The 20435-nt window shown below is 65.7% G+C and carries 19 protein-coding genes, 2 tRNA genes and 2 pseudogenes; 13 read left to right on the top strand and 10 right to left on the bottom strand.

The genetic code is table 11. The features are described from left to right. Positions 1 to 103: pseudogene (locus EYB42_RS06125) on the top strand (IS5/IS1182 family transposase); the annotation flags it as partial. Here the strand turns inward: EYB42_RS06125 and EYB42_RS06120 are convergent. The 4 genes and pseudogenes from EYB42_RS06120 to EYB42_RS17765 form a co-directional block, all read right to left on the bottom strand. Continuing rightward, positions 87 to 695: a hypothetical protein gene (locus tag EYB42_RS06120; protein ID WP_135448976.1), complete on the bottom strand. Its 609-nt coding sequence runs from the start codon at positions 693 to 695 to the stop codon at positions 87 to 89. The pseudogene EYB42_RS06125 and the gene EYB42_RS06120 overlap by 17 nt on opposite strands. Then, positions 695 to 1234: a tyrosine-type recombinase/integrase gene (locus tag EYB42_RS17770; protein WP_346763300.1), complete on the bottom strand. Its 540-nt coding sequence runs from the start codon at positions 1232 to 1234 to the stop codon at positions 695 to 697. Before EYB42_RS17770 ends, EYB42_RS06120 begins: the two co-directional genes overlap by 1 nt. Positions 1235 to 1375: 141 nt before the next feature. Then, positions 1376 to 1480: pseudogene (locus tag EYB42_RS17810) on the bottom strand (phage integrase central domain-containing protein); the annotation flags it as partial. A gap of 3 nt (positions 1481 to 1483) precedes the next feature. Next, positions 1484 to 1978, bottom strand: a complete 495-nt coding sequence (locus EYB42_RS17765) for an Arm DNA-binding domain-containing protein (protein ID WP_346763299.1) — start codon at positions 1976 to 1978, stop codon at positions 1484 to 1486. 255 nt (positions 1979 to 2233) lie between these two features. Between EYB42_RS17765 and EYB42_RS06110 the strand changes: the two genes are divergently transcribed. The 6 genes from EYB42_RS06110 to EYB42_RS06085 all read left to right on the top strand — a co-directional run bounded on the left by EYB42_RS06110 (position 2234) and on the right by EYB42_RS06085 (position 7095). Then, positions 2234 to 3028: a dimethylarginine dimethylaminohydrolase family protein gene (locus EYB42_RS06110; protein WP_135448975.1), complete on the top strand. Its 795-nt coding sequence runs from the start codon at positions 2234 to 2236 to the stop codon at positions 3026 to 3028. Beyond that, entirely contained in the window at positions 3025 to 3999 is a 975-nt protein-coding gene (locus EYB42_RS06105; protein WP_135448974.1) for a hypothetical protein, read from the top strand. The genes EYB42_RS06110 and EYB42_RS06105 overlap by 4 nt, the downstream gene beginning before the upstream one ends. A 189-nt stretch (positions 4000 to 4188) precedes the next feature. After that, on the top strand, positions 4189 to 5928 hold the full coding sequence (gene recJ / locus EYB42_RS06100) for a single-stranded-DNA-specific exonuclease RecJ (protein ID WP_135448973.1): 1740 nt from the start codon (positions 4189 to 4191) through the stop codon (positions 5926 to 5928). A 61-nt stretch (positions 5929 to 5989) separates the two neighbouring features. Then, a tRNA-Glu gene (locus EYB42_RS06095) sits at positions 5990 to 6064 on the top strand. A 106-nt stretch (positions 6065 to 6170) separates the two neighbouring features. Continuing rightward, complete coding sequence (locus EYB42_RS06090) at positions 6171 to 6974, top strand: lytic murein transglycosylase (protein WP_394346484.1); 804 nt, start codon at positions 6171 to 6173, stop codon at positions 6972 to 6974. Positions 6975 to 7020: 46 nt separating this feature from the next. Continuing rightward, positions 7021 to 7095, top strand: a tRNA-Glu gene (locus tag EYB42_RS06085). Between the two features lie 376 nt (positions 7096 to 7471). On the opposite strand, the gene EYB42_RS06080 is transcribed toward EYB42_RS06085, so the two are convergent. After that, a complete protein-coding gene (locus EYB42_RS06080; RefSeq protein WP_135448972.1) occupies positions 7472 to 7933 on the bottom strand; it encodes an Lrp/AsnC family transcriptional regulator in 462 nt (153 codons plus the stop codon). Between the two features lie 103 nt (positions 7934 to 8036). Here EYB42_RS06080 and putA point away from each other — a divergent pair, with 103 nt between their 5' ends. The 3 genes from putA (at position 8037) to hisD (ending at position 13861) form a co-directional block, all read left to right on the top strand. Next, on the top strand, positions 8037 to 11477 hold the full coding sequence (gene putA, locus EYB42_RS06075; RefSeq protein ID WP_135448971.1) for a bifunctional proline dehydrogenase/L-glutamate gamma-semialdehyde dehydrogenase PutA: 3441 nt from the start codon (positions 8037 to 8039) through the stop codon (positions 11475 to 11477). A gap of 203 nt (positions 11478 to 11680) precedes the next feature. Next, positions 11681 to 12427, top strand: a complete 747-nt coding sequence (locus tag EYB42_RS06070; RefSeq protein WP_135448970.1) for a rhomboid family intramembrane serine protease — start codon at positions 11681 to 11683, stop codon at positions 12425 to 12427. A 132-nt stretch (positions 12428 to 12559) separates the two neighbouring features. Then, a complete protein-coding gene (gene hisD, locus EYB42_RS06065) occupies positions 12560 to 13861 on the top strand; it encodes a histidinol dehydrogenase (protein WP_135448969.1) in 1302 nt (433 codons plus the stop codon). Here hisD and EYB42_RS06060 read toward each other — a convergent pair whose 3' ends face one another. Continuing rightward, positions 13862 to 14353: a thermonuclease family protein gene (locus tag EYB42_RS06060; RefSeq protein WP_135448968.1), complete on the bottom strand. Its 492-nt coding sequence runs from the start codon at positions 14351 to 14353 to the stop codon at positions 13862 to 13864. A gap of 172 nt (positions 14354 to 14525) precedes the next feature. Here EYB42_RS06060 and EYB42_RS06055 point away from each other — a divergent pair, with 172 nt between their 5' ends. Both EYB42_RS06055 and EYB42_RS06050 read left to right on the top strand, forming a co-directional pair. Continuing rightward, positions 14526 to 15002, top strand: a complete 477-nt coding sequence (locus tag EYB42_RS06055) for a UPF0262 family protein (protein WP_135448967.1) — start codon at positions 14526 to 14528, stop codon at positions 15000 to 15002. Next, positions 14981 to 15463 (top strand): arsenate-mycothiol transferase ArsC, encoded by a 483-nt coding sequence (locus tag EYB42_RS06050; protein ID WP_135448966.1) that lies wholly within the window; start codon positions 14981 to 14983, stop codon positions 15461 to 15463. The genes EYB42_RS06055 and EYB42_RS06050 overlap by 22 nt, the downstream gene beginning before the upstream one ends. A gap of 59 nt (positions 15464 to 15522) precedes the next feature. Here the strand turns inward: EYB42_RS06050 and proS are convergent, their stop codons facing one another. After that, positions 15523 to 16863: a proline--tRNA ligase gene (gene proS / locus EYB42_RS06045; protein WP_135448965.1), complete on the bottom strand. Its 1341-nt coding sequence runs from the start codon at positions 16861 to 16863 to the stop codon at positions 15523 to 15525. A gap of 166 nt (positions 16864 to 17029) precedes the next feature. On the opposite strand from proS, the gene EYB42_RS06040 reads away from it, so the two are divergent. Further along, positions 17030 to 17455, top strand: a complete 426-nt coding sequence (locus tag EYB42_RS06040; RefSeq protein ID WP_135448964.1) for a hemolysin III family protein — start codon at positions 17030 to 17032, stop codon at positions 17453 to 17455. Positions 17456 to 17808: 353 nt separating this feature from the next. On the opposite strand, the gene EYB42_RS06035 is transcribed toward EYB42_RS06040, so the two are convergent. Genes EYB42_RS06035 through EYB42_RS06025 form a run of 3 tightly spaced genes read right to left on the bottom strand, consistent with a single transcriptional unit; the run spans position 17809 to position 20184 of the window. Further along, positions 17809 to 18213, bottom strand: coding sequence for a c-type cytochrome (locus tag EYB42_RS06035; RefSeq protein ID WP_135448963.1), 405 nt, complete (start codon positions 18211 to 18213; stop codon positions 17809 to 17811). Between the two features lie 14 nt (positions 18214 to 18227). After that, a complete protein-coding gene (locus EYB42_RS06030; protein WP_135448962.1) occupies positions 18228 to 18905 on the bottom strand; it encodes an ABC transporter ATP-binding protein in 678 nt (225 codons plus the stop codon). After that, positions 18898 to 20184, bottom strand: coding sequence for a lipoprotein-releasing ABC transporter permease subunit (locus EYB42_RS06025; protein ID WP_135448961.1), 1287 nt, complete (start codon positions 20182 to 20184; stop codon positions 18898 to 18900). The genes EYB42_RS06030 and EYB42_RS06025 overlap by 8 nt, the downstream gene beginning before the upstream one ends. Positions 20185 to 20435 lie beyond the last annotated feature (251 nt).

The raw sequence follows: 20435 nt of genomic DNA, 5'->3' as shown, positions 1-20435 counted from the left end.
TCGGCTGAAAGACTGGCGCAGGGTTGCCACCCGCTATGACCGCTGCCCAAAGGTCTTCCTCTCAGCCGTCGCACTCGCCGCAACCGTCATGTTCTGGCTATGAATGGAGAACGAGTCCTGACCCTAAACCGCTGGACCTGGGCAGTCACGGAAGCCTCGATGTAAAGCGCCTCAAACACAGCCGCGAGGAATGACGGCCAAGCGCCCGTCACCTCGCTGGTCAGGGGGTCGGTCGAAAAGGTGGGCCGCTTTCCGGTCAGTCGTTCATATGCCCACCCGGCGCTGCAAGTGACGTCCCGCGCCACCACCTTGGGCGGCCTTCCGCGCGCAACCTCCCCCTGCACCGCTCCGAAAGCAGCCCTCGCTATCTCCTGCGCCTCCCCCATTTTCTGCACGATATCGCGGACGTTCAGTCCTTCATCGAATAGGGCGGCGACGGCGGGGCGATGCAGCCCCTCCGCAATCTCGGCAACCCGAGCGCAAGCGTCGTGAAATTGACGCAGTTCGGCTTCGCTCGCGTTCTGGCCCGCAGGTAAGGAATTTGGCTTCTCCTCAAGCAAGCCAAAGTTGCGCGCGCGGTCGATGGAACGTGCCGCCCAGTCAACGTCGATTTCGGTCGGGGAAGAATCGGAAAGCGCGTCGCGAATTGCGCCTTTGAGACGATCCATCCAGGGGTCGGGCCAATCATCCGTCATCACTCGGCCCCCAGAAAGCGCGCCCAATCCGTCATCATCTGGCGGCGCTTCTCCATCATGTCGCCACGCCGGTATGCGCGCTCAACTTCACTTCCCACGTTATGGGCCAGCGCCATTTCGGCGAGGTCGCGGGGATAATCCGTTTTCTCTGCCGCCCAATCCCGGAAGGTTGACCGCAGCCCATGCGGCACGGCAGGCTTGCCGGATCGTGGGTCGCGCCACCCCGCCCGCTCCACCGGAAGCCCTTCGGCCTCGGCCTGTGCCTCTGCATCCGCCTGCATCCGGCGCATCACCGCAGATAATGTCATGTCAGAAAGCGGCCCGCCTCGTGCCGCCGCGAACACATAGGGCGAGTCGTTCAGCCTGGGCATGGCTTCCAAGATCGCGACCGCAGCTTCGGGCAAAGGGACTCGATGTTCCCTCTCGGCCTTCATACGCTGCGCTGAAATGGTCCAGATTCTCGCCGTCAAATCGAATTCGTCCCACGTCGCCCCCCGGACTTCGCCCGAGCGACTTGCGCAGATGGTCAGGAAGGCCAAGGCGCGGGCTGCGGTGCCATCGCGGCGCAAAAGGGCGGCATACCAGGCCGGCGCATCTGCAAGGGCCACGGCGGCGTGATTTGCCTTCTCTGCGACCCGGCTTGGCTTTGGCAAAAGCGCGTCCAGGTTGCTGCGCCACCGTGCCGGGTTGTCACCAGTCCTGTGGCCCGCCACGGTGGCCCAGGTCAGGACAGCTTCGATTCGGGCACGGACTCGGGAAGCCGTCTCGGTCTTGGTGGCCCAGATCGGCTACAAGACCCGCAGCATGTCTTGCACCGTCAGGTCGCCCACCAGCATGTCGCCGATGTGGGGCAGTGCGTATCGCTCAAGGCTGGACTTCCACCGGATACGGTCCGCGTCGCTGCCCAGTTCCGACAGCTTCGCATCCGCGTATCTTCCGAAGGCGGCTGCAAAGACCATCCCACGCCGCTGGGAAGCCGCCAGAGCGGCCTTTGCGGCCTTCCTTTCCTCGACTGGGTCGATACCGCGCCAGATCTTCTCCTTGGCCTCTCGTGCCCTCTCACGGGCCTGCGCAAGGGTCACGTCTGGATAACCTCCAAGCCCTATGTCGCGACGCTTCTGCCCGACCGTGGCCCGGAGTATCCACGACTTCGCCCCGGACGGGGCAATCTGCAAGAGAAGCCCGGACACACCGCCGACCGCGAACACCGCGTTGCGCCCCCGCCCCGGATGAGCCAGCCGCTTCACCTCGATGGGGGAGAGTTCGGGAACCATCTTCGGCATTCATTGCACCACATCATACCCAACAAAAAGGATATGACTGATTGCTACGAAACACAACAGGGCATGACTATTTGTCCCCGTATTTATTGAGTTTTTTCTCAAACATGACAGTTAATGACGGGGTAAAACATGGTGACGGGGGCAGGGTCGCCCACCATCTGCCAGTCAGACACTCAGACAGGATGCCGCGGCGCAACGGCTTGCACCGAGCCACGGGCAGTGCGAACAAGACTGCCGAACAGCACAGGCAGGCCCATGTCCTTTTCCATTCACTTCACCCACGCCATCACCCGCCGCCCCGCTGCCAGCATCGTCCGGGGCCTGCGGGCTGTTGATACCGGCAACCCCGACCTGGCATTGATGCAGGCACATCATGACACCTACATCGCCACCCTGCGCGAGACGGGCGCGACCGTCATCGAACTGCCGCCGCTTGAGAACTTTCCCGACAGCGTCTTCGTGGAGGATACTGCACTTTGCCTTCCGCAAGGCGCCGTGGTGATGCGGCCGGGCGCGCCTTCGCGGCTGGGCGAAGCGGCGGAAATGGTGCCGCATCTGCGTGCGCTTTATGGGCAGGTGGTCGAGATCAGCGGGGCGGGCAGCTTCATCGAGGGCGGCGACATCCTGGTGACCGAACGCGAAATCCTCGTCGGCCGTTCGGCCCGGACCAATGGCGCCGGGATCGCCGAACTGACCGCCCTGGTCACCCCCTGGGGCCATACCGTGCGCGAGGTCCACACTCCCCCCGGGGTTTTGCACTTCAAGACCGACTGCTCGCTTCTGGACGTGGACACGGTGCTTTCGACCAGGCGTCTGTCGGCTTCGGGCTGTTTCGCCGGCTACCGGGTGATCGACGTGGCCGAGGGCGAAGAAGCCGCGGCCAACACCATTCGTTTCAACGGCCTGGTGCTGATGCCGGCGGGTTTCCCACGCACCCGCGATACCATCGCCGCAGCAGGGTTCGACGTGCGCGAAATCGGCAATTCCGAATGCGCGAAGCTTGATGGCGGCATGTCCTGCCTGTCCCTGCGCTTTACCCCGCCGGCATGAGCTTCAACATCCTTGCCGTCGGCCAGTCCGGCCGCCTGGAATTCGAGGCAATCCTGCTGGCAGCTTCTCTGCGGCATTCCGACCCGGGGTTCACGGGCAAGCTTTGCATCGCCGAGCCGCAGCCCGGCGGAAAGTGGCCCGGCGATCCGCGCATGACGCCGCGCACGCGGGCGCTGCTGGCGGATCTTGGCGCCGAGATCCTGCCTTTCAAGGCGCGGGTCTTCGGCGCCGACTATCCCAACGGCAACAAGATCGAGGCCCTGCTGGCCCTGCCCGAGGGGCCTTTCCTGTTTCTGGATACCGACACGCTGGTAACCGGGCCGCTGTCCACCATTCCCTTCGACTTCACCCGTCCTTCGGCCTCGATGAGGCGCGAGAATACCTGGCCGCAAGTCGAACTTTACGGCCCGACCCTCACGCAGACGTGGAAGTCGCTCTATGACCGCTTCGGCCTGGATTTCGCATCGTCGCTCGACCCGAACCAGCCAGCGGAGTACTGGCAGCGTTTCCTTTACTTCAACGCGGGCTGGTTCTTTCATGAAAGCCCGGCGCGGTTCGGCAGCCGCTTCCTTGCCTGGGCGACAGAGATCCGCGATGCACCGCCCGCTGAACTGGTCTGCCAGGAGATCTTCCCTTGGCTCGACCAGATCGCCCTGCCCCTGGTGATCCATTCCCTTGGCGGCGGGCGGCCGGGGCCGGAGCTTGCGGCGCTGGACGGCAGCGCCACCTGCCACTACCGAACGCTGCCGCTGCTTTATGCCCGTGAAAGCGACCATGCCGTTGCCGTGCTGGAGGCCGTGGCGCATGACAAGACGATCCGTCAGACCCTGCGCCACTGGGAGGCAATGAAGGCGATGGTCTATCGGAACAAGGGCCGCAAGGTCAGGGCCATGTTCGATCGCGACCGCCTGCCCCGTCGCGAGCAGGTGATCCGCAACACCCTAAAGCGCGAAGGGCTCTGGATACGATAGGCTCGCTTGGCCCCAAGGCGCGGCCCCGCGTCACACGACCTGCCGGAATGGTCGGACGCCGGAACGCGGGATCCGCAGGTGGATCTGCTGTATGTACCGGGATACGGTTCCACATCATCGGGTCTGGCCACACCCCTGCGCGCCGGCAGCCCCTTGCCAGTGCCGGCCCTTTGCTGCACCCCTTGGCACATGCGCCCGTTTCTTGATGTTTCTGCCTCGCTGACCGGTCGGCGCTGGACCGGCCCCACGCCCGAGGCCGACCGGCTGGCCGAGGGCATGGCCCAGTCGACGCGCCTGCCCCTGCCACTCTGCCGCGTTCTGGCCACACGGGGCATCGGCGCCGAACAGGCCCAGGGCTTCCTGTCGCCGATGCTGCGGGATCTTCTGCCCGATCCGATGACGCTGCGGGACATGGGCGTTGCGACCGATCGCCTGCTGCGGGCGGTCAGGCGACGCGAGCGGATCGCGATCTTCGCCGATTATGATGTCGATGGCGGCGCCTCGGCCGCACTTCTGCTCACCTGGCTCAGGGCCTTCGGCCTTGGCGCCACGCTCTACATCCCCGACCGCATCGACGAGGGCTACGGGCCCAATGTTCCCGCCATGGCCCAGCTTGCCGCCGCGCATGACCTGATTCTGTGCGTGGACTGCGGCACGCTCAGCCACGAACCCGTCGCTGCGGCGCGCGGGGCGGATGTGGTCATCCTCGACCATCACCTGGCGCTGGAAAGCCTGCCGCCTGCCCTGGCGATCGTGAACCCCAATCGCCAGGACGAAGACGGCACTCTTTCCCATCTCTGTGCCGCCGGGGTCGTGTTCCTGCTGCTGGTCGAGGCCAACCGCCGTCTGAAGGCAGAAGGGCAGACCGGGCCCGACCTCATGGCGCAGCTCGACCTCGTGGCCCTTGCGACCGTCGCGGACGTTGCCCCCCTTGTCGGTGTCAACCGGGCCTTTGTCCGCCAGGGCCTGAAGGTCATGGCGCGGCGCGAACGTCCCGGTCTGCGCGCGCTGGCCGATGTCGCCCGAATGGACCAGCCGCCCACGGCCCATTCGCTGGGCTTCCTTCTGGGGCCGCGGGTCAACGCAGGCGGGCGGATCGGGCAAGCCGACCTGGGCGCGCGGCTGCTTGCCACGGACAACCAGATGGAAGCGGCCGCCCTTGCCGCCCGGCTGGATCAGCTGAACACCGACCGCCGCGAAATCACCGAAGCCGTGCGCGCCGAAGCCCTGGCCCAGGCCGAGGCCCGGGGCATGGATGGCCCCCTGGTCTGGGCCGCGGCCGAAGGATGGCATCCGGGCGTTGTCGGGATCGTGGCGGCCCGGCTGAAGGAAGCTGCCAACCGCCCTGCCGTGGTGATCGGCTTCGACGGCGAAGAAGGCAAGGGCTCGGCCCGGTCGATCCCCGGCATCGACCTTGGCGCAGCGATCCAGCGCATCGCGGCCGAGGGGCTGATCGTGAAGGGCGGCGGTCACCGGATGGCAGCCGGTCTGACCTTGACGCGGGCGCAGCTTGGCCCCGCGATGGACCGGTTGGCAGAACTCTTGGCACGGCAGGGCGCCGGTGCAGAGGGCGCACGCGAGCTGCGCATCGACAGTCTGCTGACCACAACCGCCGCGACCATCGCCCTGGTGGAAGAGGTAGAGAACGCCGGCCCCTTCGGCGCTGCGGCCCCCGCCCCGCGCTTTGCCTTCGCCGATGCCGCCGTCAGCGCGCGGCGGATCGGCGACAGCCACCTGAAGCTGGCAATCAACGACGGCAGCGGCCCGGCGCTTGACGCCATCGCCTTTGGTGCCTTCGACGGGCCGCTTGGCCCTGCGCTGATCGACCCCGGCCACCGCCGTTTTCACCTTGCCGGCAGGCTGGAACTGAACCACTGGAACGGCCGCACCCGGGTGCAGCTGCGCCTGGACGACGCAGCCGAAGCTTAGGGCGCATTTTTCCTCTTGCAGAAGCCGGGCGCAGATTCTAGACACCGCCCACCGACAGCGCGGCCCGTTCGTCTATCGGTTAGGACACCAGGTTTTCAACCTGGGAAGAGGGGTTCGACTCCCCTACGGGCTGCCACTTCACCAACATGTCAGACTGACGGCCTGCCAGGGTGAGGCCAAGTTCTTGATTGTTGTCGCCTTCCCAATAGACTGTGACAAAGTCCCCTGCACAGGTGCCTGACGTGTCCAGTCTGTTCCGCCTTTCCGCCGCCGCCCTGTTGGCCGCCCTTCCTCTCTCTGCCGGGGCCACCACCAGTTGCAGCGACACCGGCGGGCAGTATGATGCGTGGAAAGCCGAAATGGCAGCGGTCGCCAAGGCTGAAGGGGTAGGCAAGCGCGGGATCGAGGCGCTGATGGCCTCCTCCTACTCCAAGGCCACCATCGCCGCCGACCGCAACCAGAAAAGCTTCAGGTATTCGCTAGAAAAATTCATGCAGGTTCGCGGCGCCGAGACGATCATTTCGCAGGGCCGAAACCGCAAGGCCAAGAACCCGGAGTTCTACGCTGCCCTGGAGGCCCGATATGGCGTGCCCGCAGGGGTGCTGATCGCGATCCATGGCATGGAAACGGGGTTCGGCGGCTTCATGGGCGACACCAACGTTGTTTCGGCCATCGCCACCCTGACCTACGACTGCCGCCGGTCCGATTTCTTCCGGCCGCATCTGATCGGCGCGCTGAAGCTGGTTGATCAGGGCTCGATCAGCATGAAGACGGTTGGCGCGAAACACGGCGAACTGGGCCATACCCAGTTCCTGCCCGGCAATGCCCTGAAATATGGCGTGGACGGCAACGGTGACGGGGTGGTGGATTTCTACAATCTCGCCGATGCCATGGCCTCGACGGCGAATTTCCTGCGTCAGAAGGGATGGCAGCCGGGCCGGGGCTATCAGGAAGGCGAGCCAAACTTCGAAGTGATCAAGCAGTGGAACGCTGCCAAGGTCTATCAGCAGGCCATCGCGATCATGGGCGCGCGGATCGACCGCTGATTGCCCCTTGCGCCGCGCCCCGCCGCCCGGTAGGACGTCCGCCAGTGGCCCGTTCGTCTATCGGTTAGGACACCAGGTTTTCAACCTGGGAAGAGGGGTTCGACTCCCCTACGGGCTGCCACCTGTCGGATAGATCGTTCCGGGTTTCGCCATTGGCGTCCCATCCCTTCTTGCTGCCATGGGTCGGGCAGAACGCGGGACCACCCTGCCATCGCCTGTTGCGGCGCGCCAGCGCCCTCTCCGGCTCCGGCCTCGAGAAGTGCGTCTGGGCCGCCCTCGATCGCCAGGCACCGGCACGCCGGCGTTGCGGCCAGCCCGGCAGGCGCAGCCCCGCGCACTCACCGCTGGCATCCGCGCTTGCCCCCCCCTCGTGGGAAGGGGCTAGGGATGGCGGCGTCCTCGCGCACGGCACGGGAATCCTGCCAAGGCTTCGCCGCAAGGCCGGCCCCCAGCCCGCCCCAAGTCGAATGAGCCTCGCATCCCCTGTGCCCGGACGTTCAGAAAACCTCCTTCACCGCCTCCATCGCCACATAGGTCGAGGTCGAAGCGACAAACGGCAGCGCGCTGATCACCTCGCCCAGCACGCGGCGATAGGACTGGATGTCTGCGGTCCGCACCTTCAGCAGATAGTCGAAGCTCGACGCCATCATGTGACACTGCTCGACCTCGGGCACCGACAGCACCGCGCGGTTGAAGGCCATCAGCGCCGATTCGCGCGTGTCGGAGAGCCGTACCTCGACAAAGGCGACATGCGACAGCCCCATGCGGATCGGGTCCAGGATCGCCCGATAGCCGGTTATCACGCCGATTTCCTCCAGCCGTTTCATCCGCGCCTGGGTCGGCGATTTCGACAGCCCGATCCGCCGCGCCAGCTCGACCGCCGGAATCCGGCCTTCGGTTTGCAGGACGCGCAGGATGGCCAGATCGAAGCGGTCCAGATCGACGCGGTCAGCCAGCATGGGAAAACCCCCGAATTCTTGACGTTTCTCCTGCATATCAGAAAAGCTTCGGGAATTCAGCCTGCCTGTTTCGATATATTCTGGTCGAAACGCGAGGTGCCCCATGACTGCCGATTCCGCCTGGTCGATCATCGAAAGCGAAACCCTGGCTGACGAAGCCGCGCTGGTCCGCCGCCTTCTGGCGGAAGCGGCGCTGGATGCCCCGGCCCGTGCCGCCATCGCGGCTGAAGGGGCCGAACTTGTCCGGCGCATCCGCGCAAGTGCGCGCCCAGGGTTGATGGAAGTCTTCCTTGCCGAGTACGGCCTTTCGACCGACGAGGGCATCGCGCTGATGTGTCTGGCCGAGGCGCTGTTGCGCGTGCCGGACGCCGAGACGATGGATGCGCTGATCGAGGACAAGATCGCCCCCTCGGACTGGGGCCGGCACCTCGGGAAATCCGCCTCCAGCCTGGTGAACGCCTCGACCTGGGCGCTCATGCTGACCGGCAAGGTGCTGGACGACCGCGAGGGCGGGATCGCCGGCGTCCTTCGCGGCGCAGTGCGCCGGCTGGGCGAGCCGGTGATCCGTACTGCCGTCGGCCGGGCCATGAAGGAGATGGGGCGCAACTTCGTTCTGGGCGAGACCATCGACAAGGCGATGGATCGGGCGGAAGAGCTTGAAGCGAAAGGCTATACTTATAGCTACGACATGCTGGGCGAAGCCGCGCGGACCGAGGCCGATGCCCGCCGCTATCATCTGGCCTATTCCCGCGCGATCACCGCGATCGCCCGCGCCGCCAAAGGCAACGACATCCGCACCAACCCGGGCATCTCGGTCAAGCTGTCCGCGCTGCATCCGCGCTATGAGGTCGCCAAGCGCGAGCGGGTGATGGAGGAGCTTGTCCCCCGCGTCCGTGCGCTGGCGACACTGGCAAAGGCGGCGGGCCTGGGCTTCAACATCGACGCGGAAGAAGCCGACCGGCTGGCCCTGTCGCTGAAGGTGATCGAGGCCACACTGTCCGACCCTGCGCTGAAGGGCTGGGACGGGTTCGGGGTTGTGGTGCAGGCCTATGGCCGCCGCGCGGGCGCGGTGATCGACTGGCTGAACGGGCTGGCCACCAGGCTGGACCGAAAGATCATGATTCGCCTTGTGAAAGGCGCCTACTGGGATGCCGAGGTGAAGCGGGCGCAGGTGCTGGGGCTGGCTTCCTTCCCCGTCTTCACGCGCAAGCAGGCGACCGATGTCAGCTACATCGCCAATGCGCGCAAGCTTCTGGGCCTGACCGACCGGATCTATCCGCAGTTCGCCACGCACAACGCCCATACCGTCGCCGCCATCCTGCACATGGCGCGTGAGATGGGGGTGACACCGCTTGACTATGAATTCCAGCGTCTGCACGGCATGGGGGAACGGCTGCACGACATCGTGCTGACCGATCAGGGCACGCGCTGCCGGATCTATGCCCCGGTTGGCGCGCACCGTGACCTGCTGGCCTATCTTGTTCGCCGTCTGCTGGAGAACGGGGCGAATTCCAGCTTCGTCAACCAGATCGTCGATGAGGACGTGCCCCCGGAACAGGTAGCCGCCTGCCCGCTGACAGCGGCTGAAATGCTGGCGATTCCGAATCCGGCGCTGAAGACGGGGCCCCAGCTTTTCGCGCCCCGTCTCAACTCGCGCGGCTGGGATCTGACTGATGCGGCCGATCTTGCTGCCATCGAGGCCGCTCGCACGCCCTTTGTCGCGGTTCAGTTCGAAGCTGCTCCGCGACTGGCGGGCCGCGTCGCAGGCGGGCAGCAATTGCCGGTGCTGAACCCTGCGACGGGTGAGGTTGTCGGCCATGTCACCGTTGCCGGGCAGCCCGATGTGGATACAGCCCTGCGCCTTGCAGAACCCTGGTCCGCCGCTGCGCCGGAACGCGCCACGGTGCTGAAACGCGCAGCCGACAGGCTTGAGGCCGATTTCGGACGCATCTTTGCCCTTCTGGCGCGCGAGGCTGGAAAGACCCTTCCCGATGCCGTCGCCGAACTGCGTGAGGCCGTGGATTTCCTGCGTTACTACGCAGAAGGTGCAGCAACGCTGGTCCACCCTGCGCGGGGTGTCTTCGCCTGCATCAGCCCCTGGAACTTTCCGCTGGCCATCTTCTGCGGTCAGATCGCAGCGGCGCTGGCCGCAGGCAATGCGGTGCTGGCCAAGCCCGCCGAACAGACCCCGCTGATCGCCGCCCTGGCCGTAGATCATCTGCTGGCGGCCGGCGTCCCCGCGACCGCGCTGCAACTTCTGCCCGGTGATGGTGCCGTGGGAGCGGCCCTGACGCGCGATGCACGGGTGAACGGCGTGGCCTTTACCGGCTCGACCGAAACGGCGCAGGCCATCCGCCGCGCCATGGCCGAACATTTGGACCCCACCGCGCCGCTGATTGCGGAAACCGGGGGGCTTAATGCGATGCTGGTGGATTCGACGGCATTGCCGGAACAGGCCGTGCGTGACATTCTGGCCTCCAGCTTCCAGTCGGCCGGCCAGCGCTGCTCGGCCCTGCGCTGCCTTTATGTCCAGGAGGACGTGGCCGAAACCGTTTCCGAAATGCTGTTCGGCGCGATGGACGATCTGGCGCTGGGCGATCCCTGGCGGCTTGACACCGACATCGGGCCAGTGATCGACAGCGAAGCTCAGGGGTCGATCCGCGCCTACGTCGATGCGGCCCGCGCCGAAGGCCGGGTGCTGAAGGAACTTGTTCCGCCCCTGCACGGCACCTTTGTCGCCCCCACCGTGCTTTCGGTAAACGGAATCCAGGACATGCCGCGCGAAATCTTCGGACCGGTGCTGCATGTCGCCACCTTCAAGGCAACCGAGATCGATGCAGTGATCGACCGGATCAACGCCACGGGTTACGGGCTGACCTTCGGCCTGCATTCCCGGATCGATGACCGCGTGCAGCGGATCGTGGACAGGCTGCACGCCGGCAACGCCTATGTGAACCGCAACCAGATCGGCGCTGTCGTGGGCAGCCAACCCTTCGGTGGCGAAGGACTTTCCGGCACCGGGCCAAAGGCGGGCGGTCCGCATTACCTGACGCGCTTCACCGTGGCGCCCGCCCCCTTGGCCACTGACGACGGCTCCTCCACGACAGCCGCCGAGGTCACCCGCGCGCTTGCCGCCCCTTTGCCCGTGGTGGCGCCAGAGGTCATCGACCTGCCCGGACCCACGGGCGAATCGAACCGCCTCAGCCTGACGCCCCGCGCCCCGCTGATCTGTCTGGGGCCTGGCCGCGCAGCGGCCCTGGCCCAGGCAGAAATGGTCCGCAAGCTTGGCGGCCATGCGGTCGATGCGCCAGGCCTGGCCCCCGAGGCGCTGGCTGGACTGCACGGTTTTGCCGGTGCGCTTTGGTGGGGAGAGGCCGCGCGGGGCCGGGCCTATGCACAGGCCCTGGCCGCCCGGCCCGGCCCTATCCTGCCGCTGATCGCAATGCCGGATCGAGGCCATGTCGCGATCGAGCGGCATCTGTGCATCGACACCACGGCATCAGGCGGCAATGCACAACTGCTGGCTGCCGCAGGAGAAGGCTGAGTGGCCGCACGGAAGCGATGCGCCAGGCAGGCTGAAGGCGGGACGATGCAAGGCGGCCCGGCGGGCAGGGCGCGGTTGCGTTCCGGCCCGGAACCTCCAACGGTGCGGCCTTCACCGGTGGCATGCCTGCGAAAGCCGCGCTGGGCCTGCGGGTGCCCCCGCAAGGCTTGACGCAACCGGACCTATGGGTGAGTCTTGCACCCATGTTCCCGATCCGCGACCACAACCCTTCGGGCAGAACGCCCTATGTGACGATCGCGCTGATCGCCGTCAACATATTGATTTTCCTAGGTTATTTCCCAAACAGCACAGATTACGGGCTGGACAGGTTCTTCGTGCAGTGGGGTCTTGTGCCCGCGCGCGTCATGGCGGGACAGGGGTATGAGACCTTCCTGACGTCGATGTTCCTGCATGGCAGCTGGATGCACCTTCTGGGCAACATGCTGTTTCTATGGATCTACGGCGACAACCTTGAGGAAGACATGGGCCATCCCGGCTTCCTTGCCTTCTACCTGGCCGCAGGGCTGGCGGCGGCGGGGTTGCAGACCTTGGCCGATCCTGGTTCACGCATTCCGATGGTGGGGGCTTCGGGGGCGATCGCGGGGGTGATGGGGGGATACCTTCTGCTGTATCCAAGGGCGAAGGTCGATGTCCTGTTCATCATCGTGATCTTCTTCCGCATAATTGCCATTCCGGCCTGGATCGTGCTGGGCGTCTGGTTTGCGATCCAGATCTTCGGTGGCCTGAACACGCCCGGCGACATGGGCGGCGTGGCCTATTGGGCCCATGCAGGAGGATTCGTGGCAGGGCTGGTGTTGACCCTGCCGGTCTGGCTGCGGCGCGGTGGGGCGACCTACTGGGAAAAGACCCACGGTCACCCGCCGCACCCCGAAACGCAGTTTCGTGCCGCCCGGTCGAATGTGCCCCTGATCCGCCGCAGACGGAACTAGGCCGGGGGGCCTCCTCGTGCAGCTGCGTCTTCTCGTCGGTGTTACCTGCGGGCTGGACCGCTTTTCGCGCTTCGACTTGAGGGGACGGGCCCCACGCGCTATCTGGGGCGCGAATTGCGAAAGGTGCTGCCCATGCCCGTCTTCCTGAACACCGCCGATCCGGGCTTCGAGGCCGCCTTTGCCGCCCTGCTGGGCCAGAAGCGGGAAGAGGCCGAGGATGTGGATCAGTCAGTGGCCACGATCATCGCTGATGTACGCGCCCGCGGCGATGCTGCGGTGATCGAACTGACCGCGCGGTTCGACCGGCTGAACCTGACGCCGGACACGCTGGCCTTTTCGCGGGACGAAATCATGGCGGAAGTGGCAAAGGTCAGCCCCGAGGACCGGGCGGCGCTGGAACTGGCGGCGGATCGCATCCGCGCCTACCACGACAGGCAGAGGCCTGCGGATGCAAGCTGGACGGATGCCGCAGGCGCGACGCTTGGCTGGCGCTGGACGCCAGTTTCCGCAGCGGGGCTCTATGTTCCGGGCGGGCTGGCCTCTTACCCCTCCAGCGTCCTGATGAATGCAATCCCTGCCAAGCTTGCAGGGGTTGAGCGGCTGGTCGTAGCCTGCCCGACCCCGGCGGGCGTGGTGAACCCGCTGGTGCTTCTGGCAGCCGATATTGCCGGAGTTGACGCCATCTATCGGATCGGCGGGGCGCAGGCGATTGCGGCCCTGGCATACGGCACGGAAACCATTGCCCCGGTCGACAAGATCACCGGACCGGGCAATGCCTATGTGGCCGCGGCCAAGCGCCGGGTCTTCGGCCGCGTGGGCATCGACATGATCGCCGGGCCGTCCGAGATCCTGGTGATCGCCGACGGGGACAACGACCCTGACTGGATCGCGCTGGACCTGCTGAGCCAGGCCGAACACGATGAAAGCGCTCAGTCGATCCTGATAACCATCGATGCCGGTTTCGGCCAGGCCGTCGCGCAGGCGGTAGCGAAGCGGCTGGAAACACTGGATCGGCGGGCGACCGCCGGGGCAAGCTGGGCCAGCCACGGCGCGGTGATCGTGGCGCGAGACCTGGATGAAGCAGCCGCGCTGTCGAACCGCGTCGCGCCCGAGCACCTGGAATTGTGCGTCGCCGATCCCGACGCCCTTGCCCACAAGATCACGCATGCCGGCGCGATCTTTCTGGGGGCCTACACGCCCGAGGCCATCGGCGATTATGTCGGTGGCCCGAACCATGTGTTGCCCACGGCGCGATCGGCGCGGTTTTCCAGCGGTCTCTCGGTGCTGGATTTCATGAAGCGCACGACGCTGGCCAGAATGACGCCCGAGGCGCTGAAAGCCATCGGCCCTGCCGCAGAACGGCTGGCGATCAGCGAGGGCCTTCAGGCGCACGGCCTAAGTGTGCGGGCACGGCTGGACAGGTTGAACGGATAGTCATTCGCTGACGGGTTCGGTGCCGGTCGGGCACCAGACGAAGGCCGATTGACGGGGATCCCATTCGACGGCAAGCCCGCGATCCATCAGCTCTTTCCCCAGTGGCAGCCAGCGGTCGGTTCTCCAGCGGCGAATGTCGGCTACCACGCGCCCGGCGAAGGCGTCATAGCTGACATCGCGCAGCTGCACCGCGGTCCCCGGCGGGTAGAGGCGCTCGGCCTGCTGGCGGGCGACCTCGGCAAGTTCGGCCTCCTCGCGGCAGGCCGGCCGGTAAAGTTCCGGCGCATCGATGCCCCGCACACGGACGCGGTATTCCGCGCGAAGCCCGGGCCAGAGAGCAACGATGACCTCAAGCGTATCGCCGTCGATAACCTGGACGACTTCCGCATCGTAGGGGCCAGGAAAGATGGTCTGGTGGCTGGTGACATCGACCTGGGCCGGGGCCTGTTCGGCCCGGATGACAAGAAGTAGCGCGGCGACAATCCTGCGCATCGGCCGATCCCTTCGGTGCTGGACAATGGTCCCCCGCATTCGGGGTCGCATATGACCGGTGATCGTTCATCGCTGCGAACCGGTCAAGCCGGCGCCCTCCCTGCCCACGGTCGTCGCTTGACCCCCGGGCCACAGGTCGGGCATCACGGGCAGAACCACGGGGATGCTGCCGATGAACCGCCTTTGCCAGATCGAGATCGACGAACGGGGCCTTGCCCGGCCCACGCCGGAAATCGAACAGGAACGCCGCGTGGCGATCTTCGACCTGCTGGAGGAAAACAGCTTCGCGCTTCCGCCACGTCCCGACCGCGAAACGCCGGAAGGGCCCTTCCGGCTGCACCTTGCCATCCGCGACGGGCGTCTTGTCTTTGACATCGCGACCGAAGAGGGGCTGAAGGCAGCCGAGTTCCACCTGTCGCTCGGCCCCTTCCGGCAGGTGGTGAAGGACTATTTCCAGATCTGCGAGTCCTACTTCGACGCGGTAAAGCGCCTGCCACCCAGCCAGATCGAGGCGATCGACATGGCGCGGCGCGGCATCCACAACGAGGGCGCCGCGATTCTGCAGGAGCGCCTTCAGGGCAAGGCCGAGGTCGATACCGACACAGCGCGACGGCTGTTCACCTTGATATGTGTGCTGCACTGGGGCTGATCTTGGGCGACTTCCCGCAATCGGTGCTGTTCTGCTGTGACCACAACGCCGTCCGTTCGCCCATGGCGGAAGGACTGATGAAGAAGCTGTACGGCCAGCGCGCTTATGTTCAGTCGGCCGGCGTCAAGAATGACATGGAGATCGACGGCTTTTCCATCGCGGTATGCCAAGAGCTGGGAATCGAACTCAGCCGCCACAGATCCCGCAGTTTCGAGGAAATGCAGGAATGGGGCGATGACCTGTCGCAGTTCGACCTGATCGTTGCCCTCAGCCCGGCCAGCCAGCGCATGGCGCTGGAACTGACGCGGTATCACCATCTTGAAATCGAATACTGGCCGATCCTTGACCCCACCGGTCTGGGAGAGACGCGCGAGGCAAAGCTTGCCGCCTACCGCCAGGCGCGCGACCAGATCAAGGCGCGGATGCTGGAACGATTCGGTCCGCCGTCAGAGGGCCAGTGATCGAAACTGGAGAAGGCCGCCGCAGGCCGGATGCAGCGGCGGGGCGGCCCATTTGCCTGTCAGGCGTGGTCGGCAAAGATCTGCGCGATGCGGTCAACTGCAGCCTCGGGGCTCATCTCCTCGCTTTCGCCGGTGCGGCGGGACGTCAGTTCGACAACCCCCTTCTCCAGCCCACGCGGCCCCACGGTGATCCGCCAGGGAAGGCCAATCAGATCCATTGTGGCGAATTTCGCCCCGGCACGTTCGTCGCGGTCGTCATAAAGCGGCTCGAGCCCCCGCGCGAGCAGCGCCTTTTCCAGTCCCGCGCAGGCGGCATCGGCGACCGTGTCGCCCTGTTTCAGATTGACGATCCCCACCGGGAAGGGGGTCACGCCCTCGGGCCAGATGATACCCCTGTCGTCATGGCTGGCCTCGATGATCGCGCCCAGAAGGCGGCTGACGCCGATCCCGTGCGACCCCATGTGCACCGGAACCCGTTCGCCGGCGGCGTTGGTGACATAGGCCCCCATCGGTTCGGAATACTTGGTCGAGAAGTAGAAGATCTGCCCGACCTCGATGCCCCGTCCGACCTTGCGGTGCGCTTCGGGAACCTGGGCAAAGGCCGCCTCGTCGTGCGTTTCATCGGTGCGGGCGTAAAGGGTCGTGAACTCTGCGCAGACCTTCGCGACCTGTTCGCGGTCGTCATAGTCGATGTCGCGATTGCCAAGCTTAAGCGCGGTCACGCGGTCGTCGTAGAACACCTCGCTTTCGCCGGTCTGGGCAAGCACCAGGAATTCATGCGTGTTGTCCCCGCCGATCGGCCCCGATGCCGCACGCATCGGGATCGCGGTCAGCCCCATGCGTTCGTAGGTGCGCAGGTAGCTGACCATGTGGCGGTTGTAGGCGTGCAGGGCCGCTTCCTTGTCCACGTCGAAGTTGTAGCCGTCCTTCATCAGGAACTCGCGCCCGCGCATGACACCGAAGCGCGGCCGCATCTCGTCGCGGAACTTCCACTGGATATGGTAAAGCGTCAGCGGCAGATCCTTGTAGCTGGTGACGTGGGACCGGAAGATGTCGGTGATCATCTCCTCGTTCGTGGGGCCGTAAAGCATCTCGCGGTCCTGCCGGTCGCGGATGCGCAGCATTTCCTGCCCATAGTCGTCATAGCGCCCGGACTCGCGCCACAGGTCGGCCGGTTGCAGCGTGGGCATCAGCAGCGGGATGTGCCCGGCGCGGATCTGTTCCTGATGAACGATCTCCTCGATCCTGCGCAGGGCGCGATAGCCCAGCGGCAGCCAGGAATAGATGCCGGCCGCCTGCTGCTTGATCATGCCCGCGCGCAGCATGTAGCGGTGGCTGACGATCTGCGCCTCGGCGGGGTTTTCCTTCAGGACGGGCAGGAAGTAGCGGGACAGACGCATTTGGGCCTCGCAGGATGTCGGTTGCCGGTTTCCTAGCGGCTTGGGGCGCGGGGGGCAAGGCGGGCAGCAGGGCCCTGGGCGACGTGGCGTCACAATCGGCGAACGCGCCTGACCCCGGGCACAGGGATATCATGGCTGGTGCAAGCTTTCCCGCGCGCCCAGGACCATGACCCATTCCCGCCTGTGGAAGCGTCCGTCATCGCTGAACGAGGTTCTGGCCGACGGAATCGTGCATGCGTTTGCGCTGCTGGCCGGGCTGATCGCCTCTCCGCTGCTTCTGGGCCATGCGATGCAGAATGCCGGGATCGGCACCTTTGCGGCGCTGGCGGTCCATGCGGCGCGGTTCTTCCTGATGTGGGGCGTTTCTCTGGCCTACAACACGACGCCGCCCGGTGCCCTGAAGTGGCTGCTGCGCCGCTTCGACCATTCGATGATCTACGTGATGATCGCGGGCACTTATACTGCTTTTATCCCGAATCTGGATAGCGGTGCGTGGGCCTGGGGTCTGGGCATTGTGGTCCGGGTCGGCGCGTCACTGGCTATCACCGTGAAGGTGGCACTGACCGGAGATACGACCGGCTGTCGATTCTGATCTATCTGATGCTGGGCTGGGTCGGCGTGATCGCGATCGGCCCGGTGTCGGCGGCGCTGCCGTCGGTCTCGCTGTGGTTGCTGGCTGGAGGCAGGCTGACCTATGTGGCAGCGTACCCTTATACCTGCTGGAGAGGCTGCGCTTTCAGACAGCCATCCGGCATGGTTTCGTGGGCTTGGCCGCAGGCCTGCATTTCGCGGCCGCCGACTTGGCATTGGCCTGGGCACCCGGGCTTCCCCCAGGCATGAATCGGCAAGCAGAAAAGGCCTGGCGGAAAGCCTACCGCCGACCAGCACCTCATGCACCAGCCTGGCCGGCCCTGCCGCCGTCGGAACGGACGTGTCTTCGGCCGCCTATTCCTGAAGCATCTTCACATATTCCGCGATCTGGACCAGACGCACGGGTGTGGGCGTCTGTATGCCGTCACCGCCATCATAGGGAACCAGATCGCCCTGCAGAAGCGGACCGAACTCCGGCATGGGCGAGCCGCTGGCCTTGCCCGGTGCAACCCCGGTATAGCCCCAGATCTTTGCCATGACCCGGGTGCCGGGGAATGCTCCGCCATTTGCGGCGGCAAGGCGCGTCAGATCTGCCGGACGCTTCGCCAGCCCCTCGGCCGCAGGACCGTCACCCCTGCCGCCCGGCCCATGACAGGCGGCACAGAAGGTCGCGTAGTCCTCGGCCCCGGACGGGATCTTGCGTTCGACGCAAGCCGCCAGCGCCAACATCATCGGCACCACCATCCAATGCGACCGCATGACCATTCCTCCCGTCATTCAATCCTGCCGCCCGCCAACCGAACGACCCGGTCCATCCTCGCGGCAAGTTCGAGGTTGTGCGTCGCGATCAGGGCCGAAAGGCCCGTTGCCCGCACCAGATCCATCAGCACCGCGAAGACCTGATCCGAAGTTGCCGGGTCCAGATTGCCTGTGGGTTCGTCGGCAAGCAACAGCTTCGGCGCATTGGCCAGCGCCCGGCAGAAGGCCACGCGCTGCTGCTCGCCCCCCGACAGGGCCGCCGGCCGGTGATCGGCCCTTGCGCCGACGCCGACCCTGCCCAGAAGATCGCGGGCCCGCGCTGCTGCCGCTGCCTTGGGCACGCCGTTCGCAAGCTGCGGGATCATCACGTTTTCCAGCGCACTGAACTCTGGCAGAAGGTGGTGGAACTGGTAGATGAAGCCCACTTCGGCCCGCCGCGCCTCGGTGCGGGCCCGGTCCGAAAGCCCCCCCATCTCGCGCCCGTCCAGACGGACCGTGCCCGTATCCGGCACATCCAGAAGCCCTGCGATGTGCAGAAGCGTCGATTTTCCCGCACCCGAAGGCGCCACCAGCGCCACGACCTCGCCTTTCGCCACCGTCAGGTCGGCGCCGCGCAGCACGATAACCTCGGACGGCTTGCCGCGGTTGTAGCCCTTTTCGATTCCGCGCAGGTCCAGCATCACCTCACTCATACCGCAGCGCCTCGACCGGGTTCATGCGCGCCGCACGACGGGCGGGCAACAGCGTGACGACAAAGGACAGGCCCAGCGACAGCGCCACGGCGGAAAGCACATCGTTCAGCTGCAGCCTGGCCGGCAGAGAATAGATGCCGCGGATCGAGGGATCCCAGACTTCCGCCCCGTTCAGCCAGTTCAGGAAGGACATGATCTGGTCGATGTTCAGCGCCGTCACGCAGCCCAGGATCACGCCTGCCAGCGTGCCGATCACCCCGGTAAAGGCCCCGCAGATGAAGAATACCCGCAGGACCGAGCCTTCCGTCAGCCCCACGGTGCGCAGGATGCCGATGTCGCGGCCCTTGTTCTTGACCAGCATGATCAGCCCGCTGACGATGTTCATCGTGGCGATCAGCACCAGTACGGACAGGATGACGAACATCACGTTGTCCTCGATGTCCAGCGCGCGCAGGAAGGCGCCCGAACTGTCCTTCCAGGTCCACAACAGTGCCGAAGGCCCGGCCGCGTTCAGGATCGGCAGACTGTAGCTTTCGATCGCATCGGGGTTTTGCACCATCACCTCGATCTCGTCGGCCATGCCTTCCTTGTTGAAGAAGCTCTGCGCCTCGATGAAGGGCATGTAGATGCGCGTCGTGTCGATGTCGTAGCGTCCGGCGGTGAAGATGTAGACCACCTCATAGGCGTTGACCCGCGGCGTGGTGCCCATCGCCGTCCTCACCCCCGTGGGAGAAATCAGCCGCACCCGGTCACCGACCGTCACCCCCAGTTCCCGCGCGATACCGGAGCCCAGCGCAATGCCTTCGGGAAAGCGCGCCAGATCGCCCAATGCCTGCGACCCTGCCCCGATCCGGGGAATGGCGGCGAAATCCTCGGGCGAGATGCCATAAACCTCGGCCCCGGTGGTATCTTCGCCGTCGGAAACCATCAGCTTGCCACGGATCAGCGGCGCGGCGCGGGTGACGCCCGGCACCTGCCGGATCGCGGCGGCCATGGCCTCGGGTTCGGTGAAGCCGCGCACGAACCGGCCGTTCTCGCCGATCTCGCCCGCCGAATAGACTGTCACATGGGCATTGGCCCCGAGGATCGTATCGACAAACTCGGCCCGAAAGCCCGCGCGCACCGCCAGCGTCAGGATCAGGGCAAAGACCGCCAGGGTGATGCCGATCAGGCTGATCCAGGTCATCACGCTGACCCCGCCCTCGGCACGGCGCGCCCGCAGATAACGCCAGGCGATCATGAATTCGAAGCCCGAGAAGGGTGCCGTCCGGTTTGCCATCTGCCCTTGCCCCTTTTCGGGCCTTCATTGCGGCGCGCAACCTGCGGGACGGGGGCCGAAAGGTCAAGGCACAGCTGCGTCAGCCCGGGGCCGAGGGTATCGGAAGGCGGGCATGGTCCTTCCCGGTCAAGGACTTGGATAAACCCGCCCGGGTCGGACGGCCCGACCCCAATCACAGTCACGACGGACATATGCGTCTGACATCGGCCATCCTTGGCCTGCCCCCCGCAACCCTGCTGGCCGGCTGAACC

It is taken from the genome of Tabrizicola caldifontis, assembly GCF_004762095.1.
GTDB classification, from domain to species: domain Bacteria; phylum Pseudomonadota; class Alphaproteobacteria; order Rhodobacterales; family Rhodobacteraceae; genus Tabrizicola; species Tabrizicola caldifontis.
Note: the sequence above shows the minus strand (reverse complement) of the source record. Positions and strands in the feature narration are given on the sequence as shown.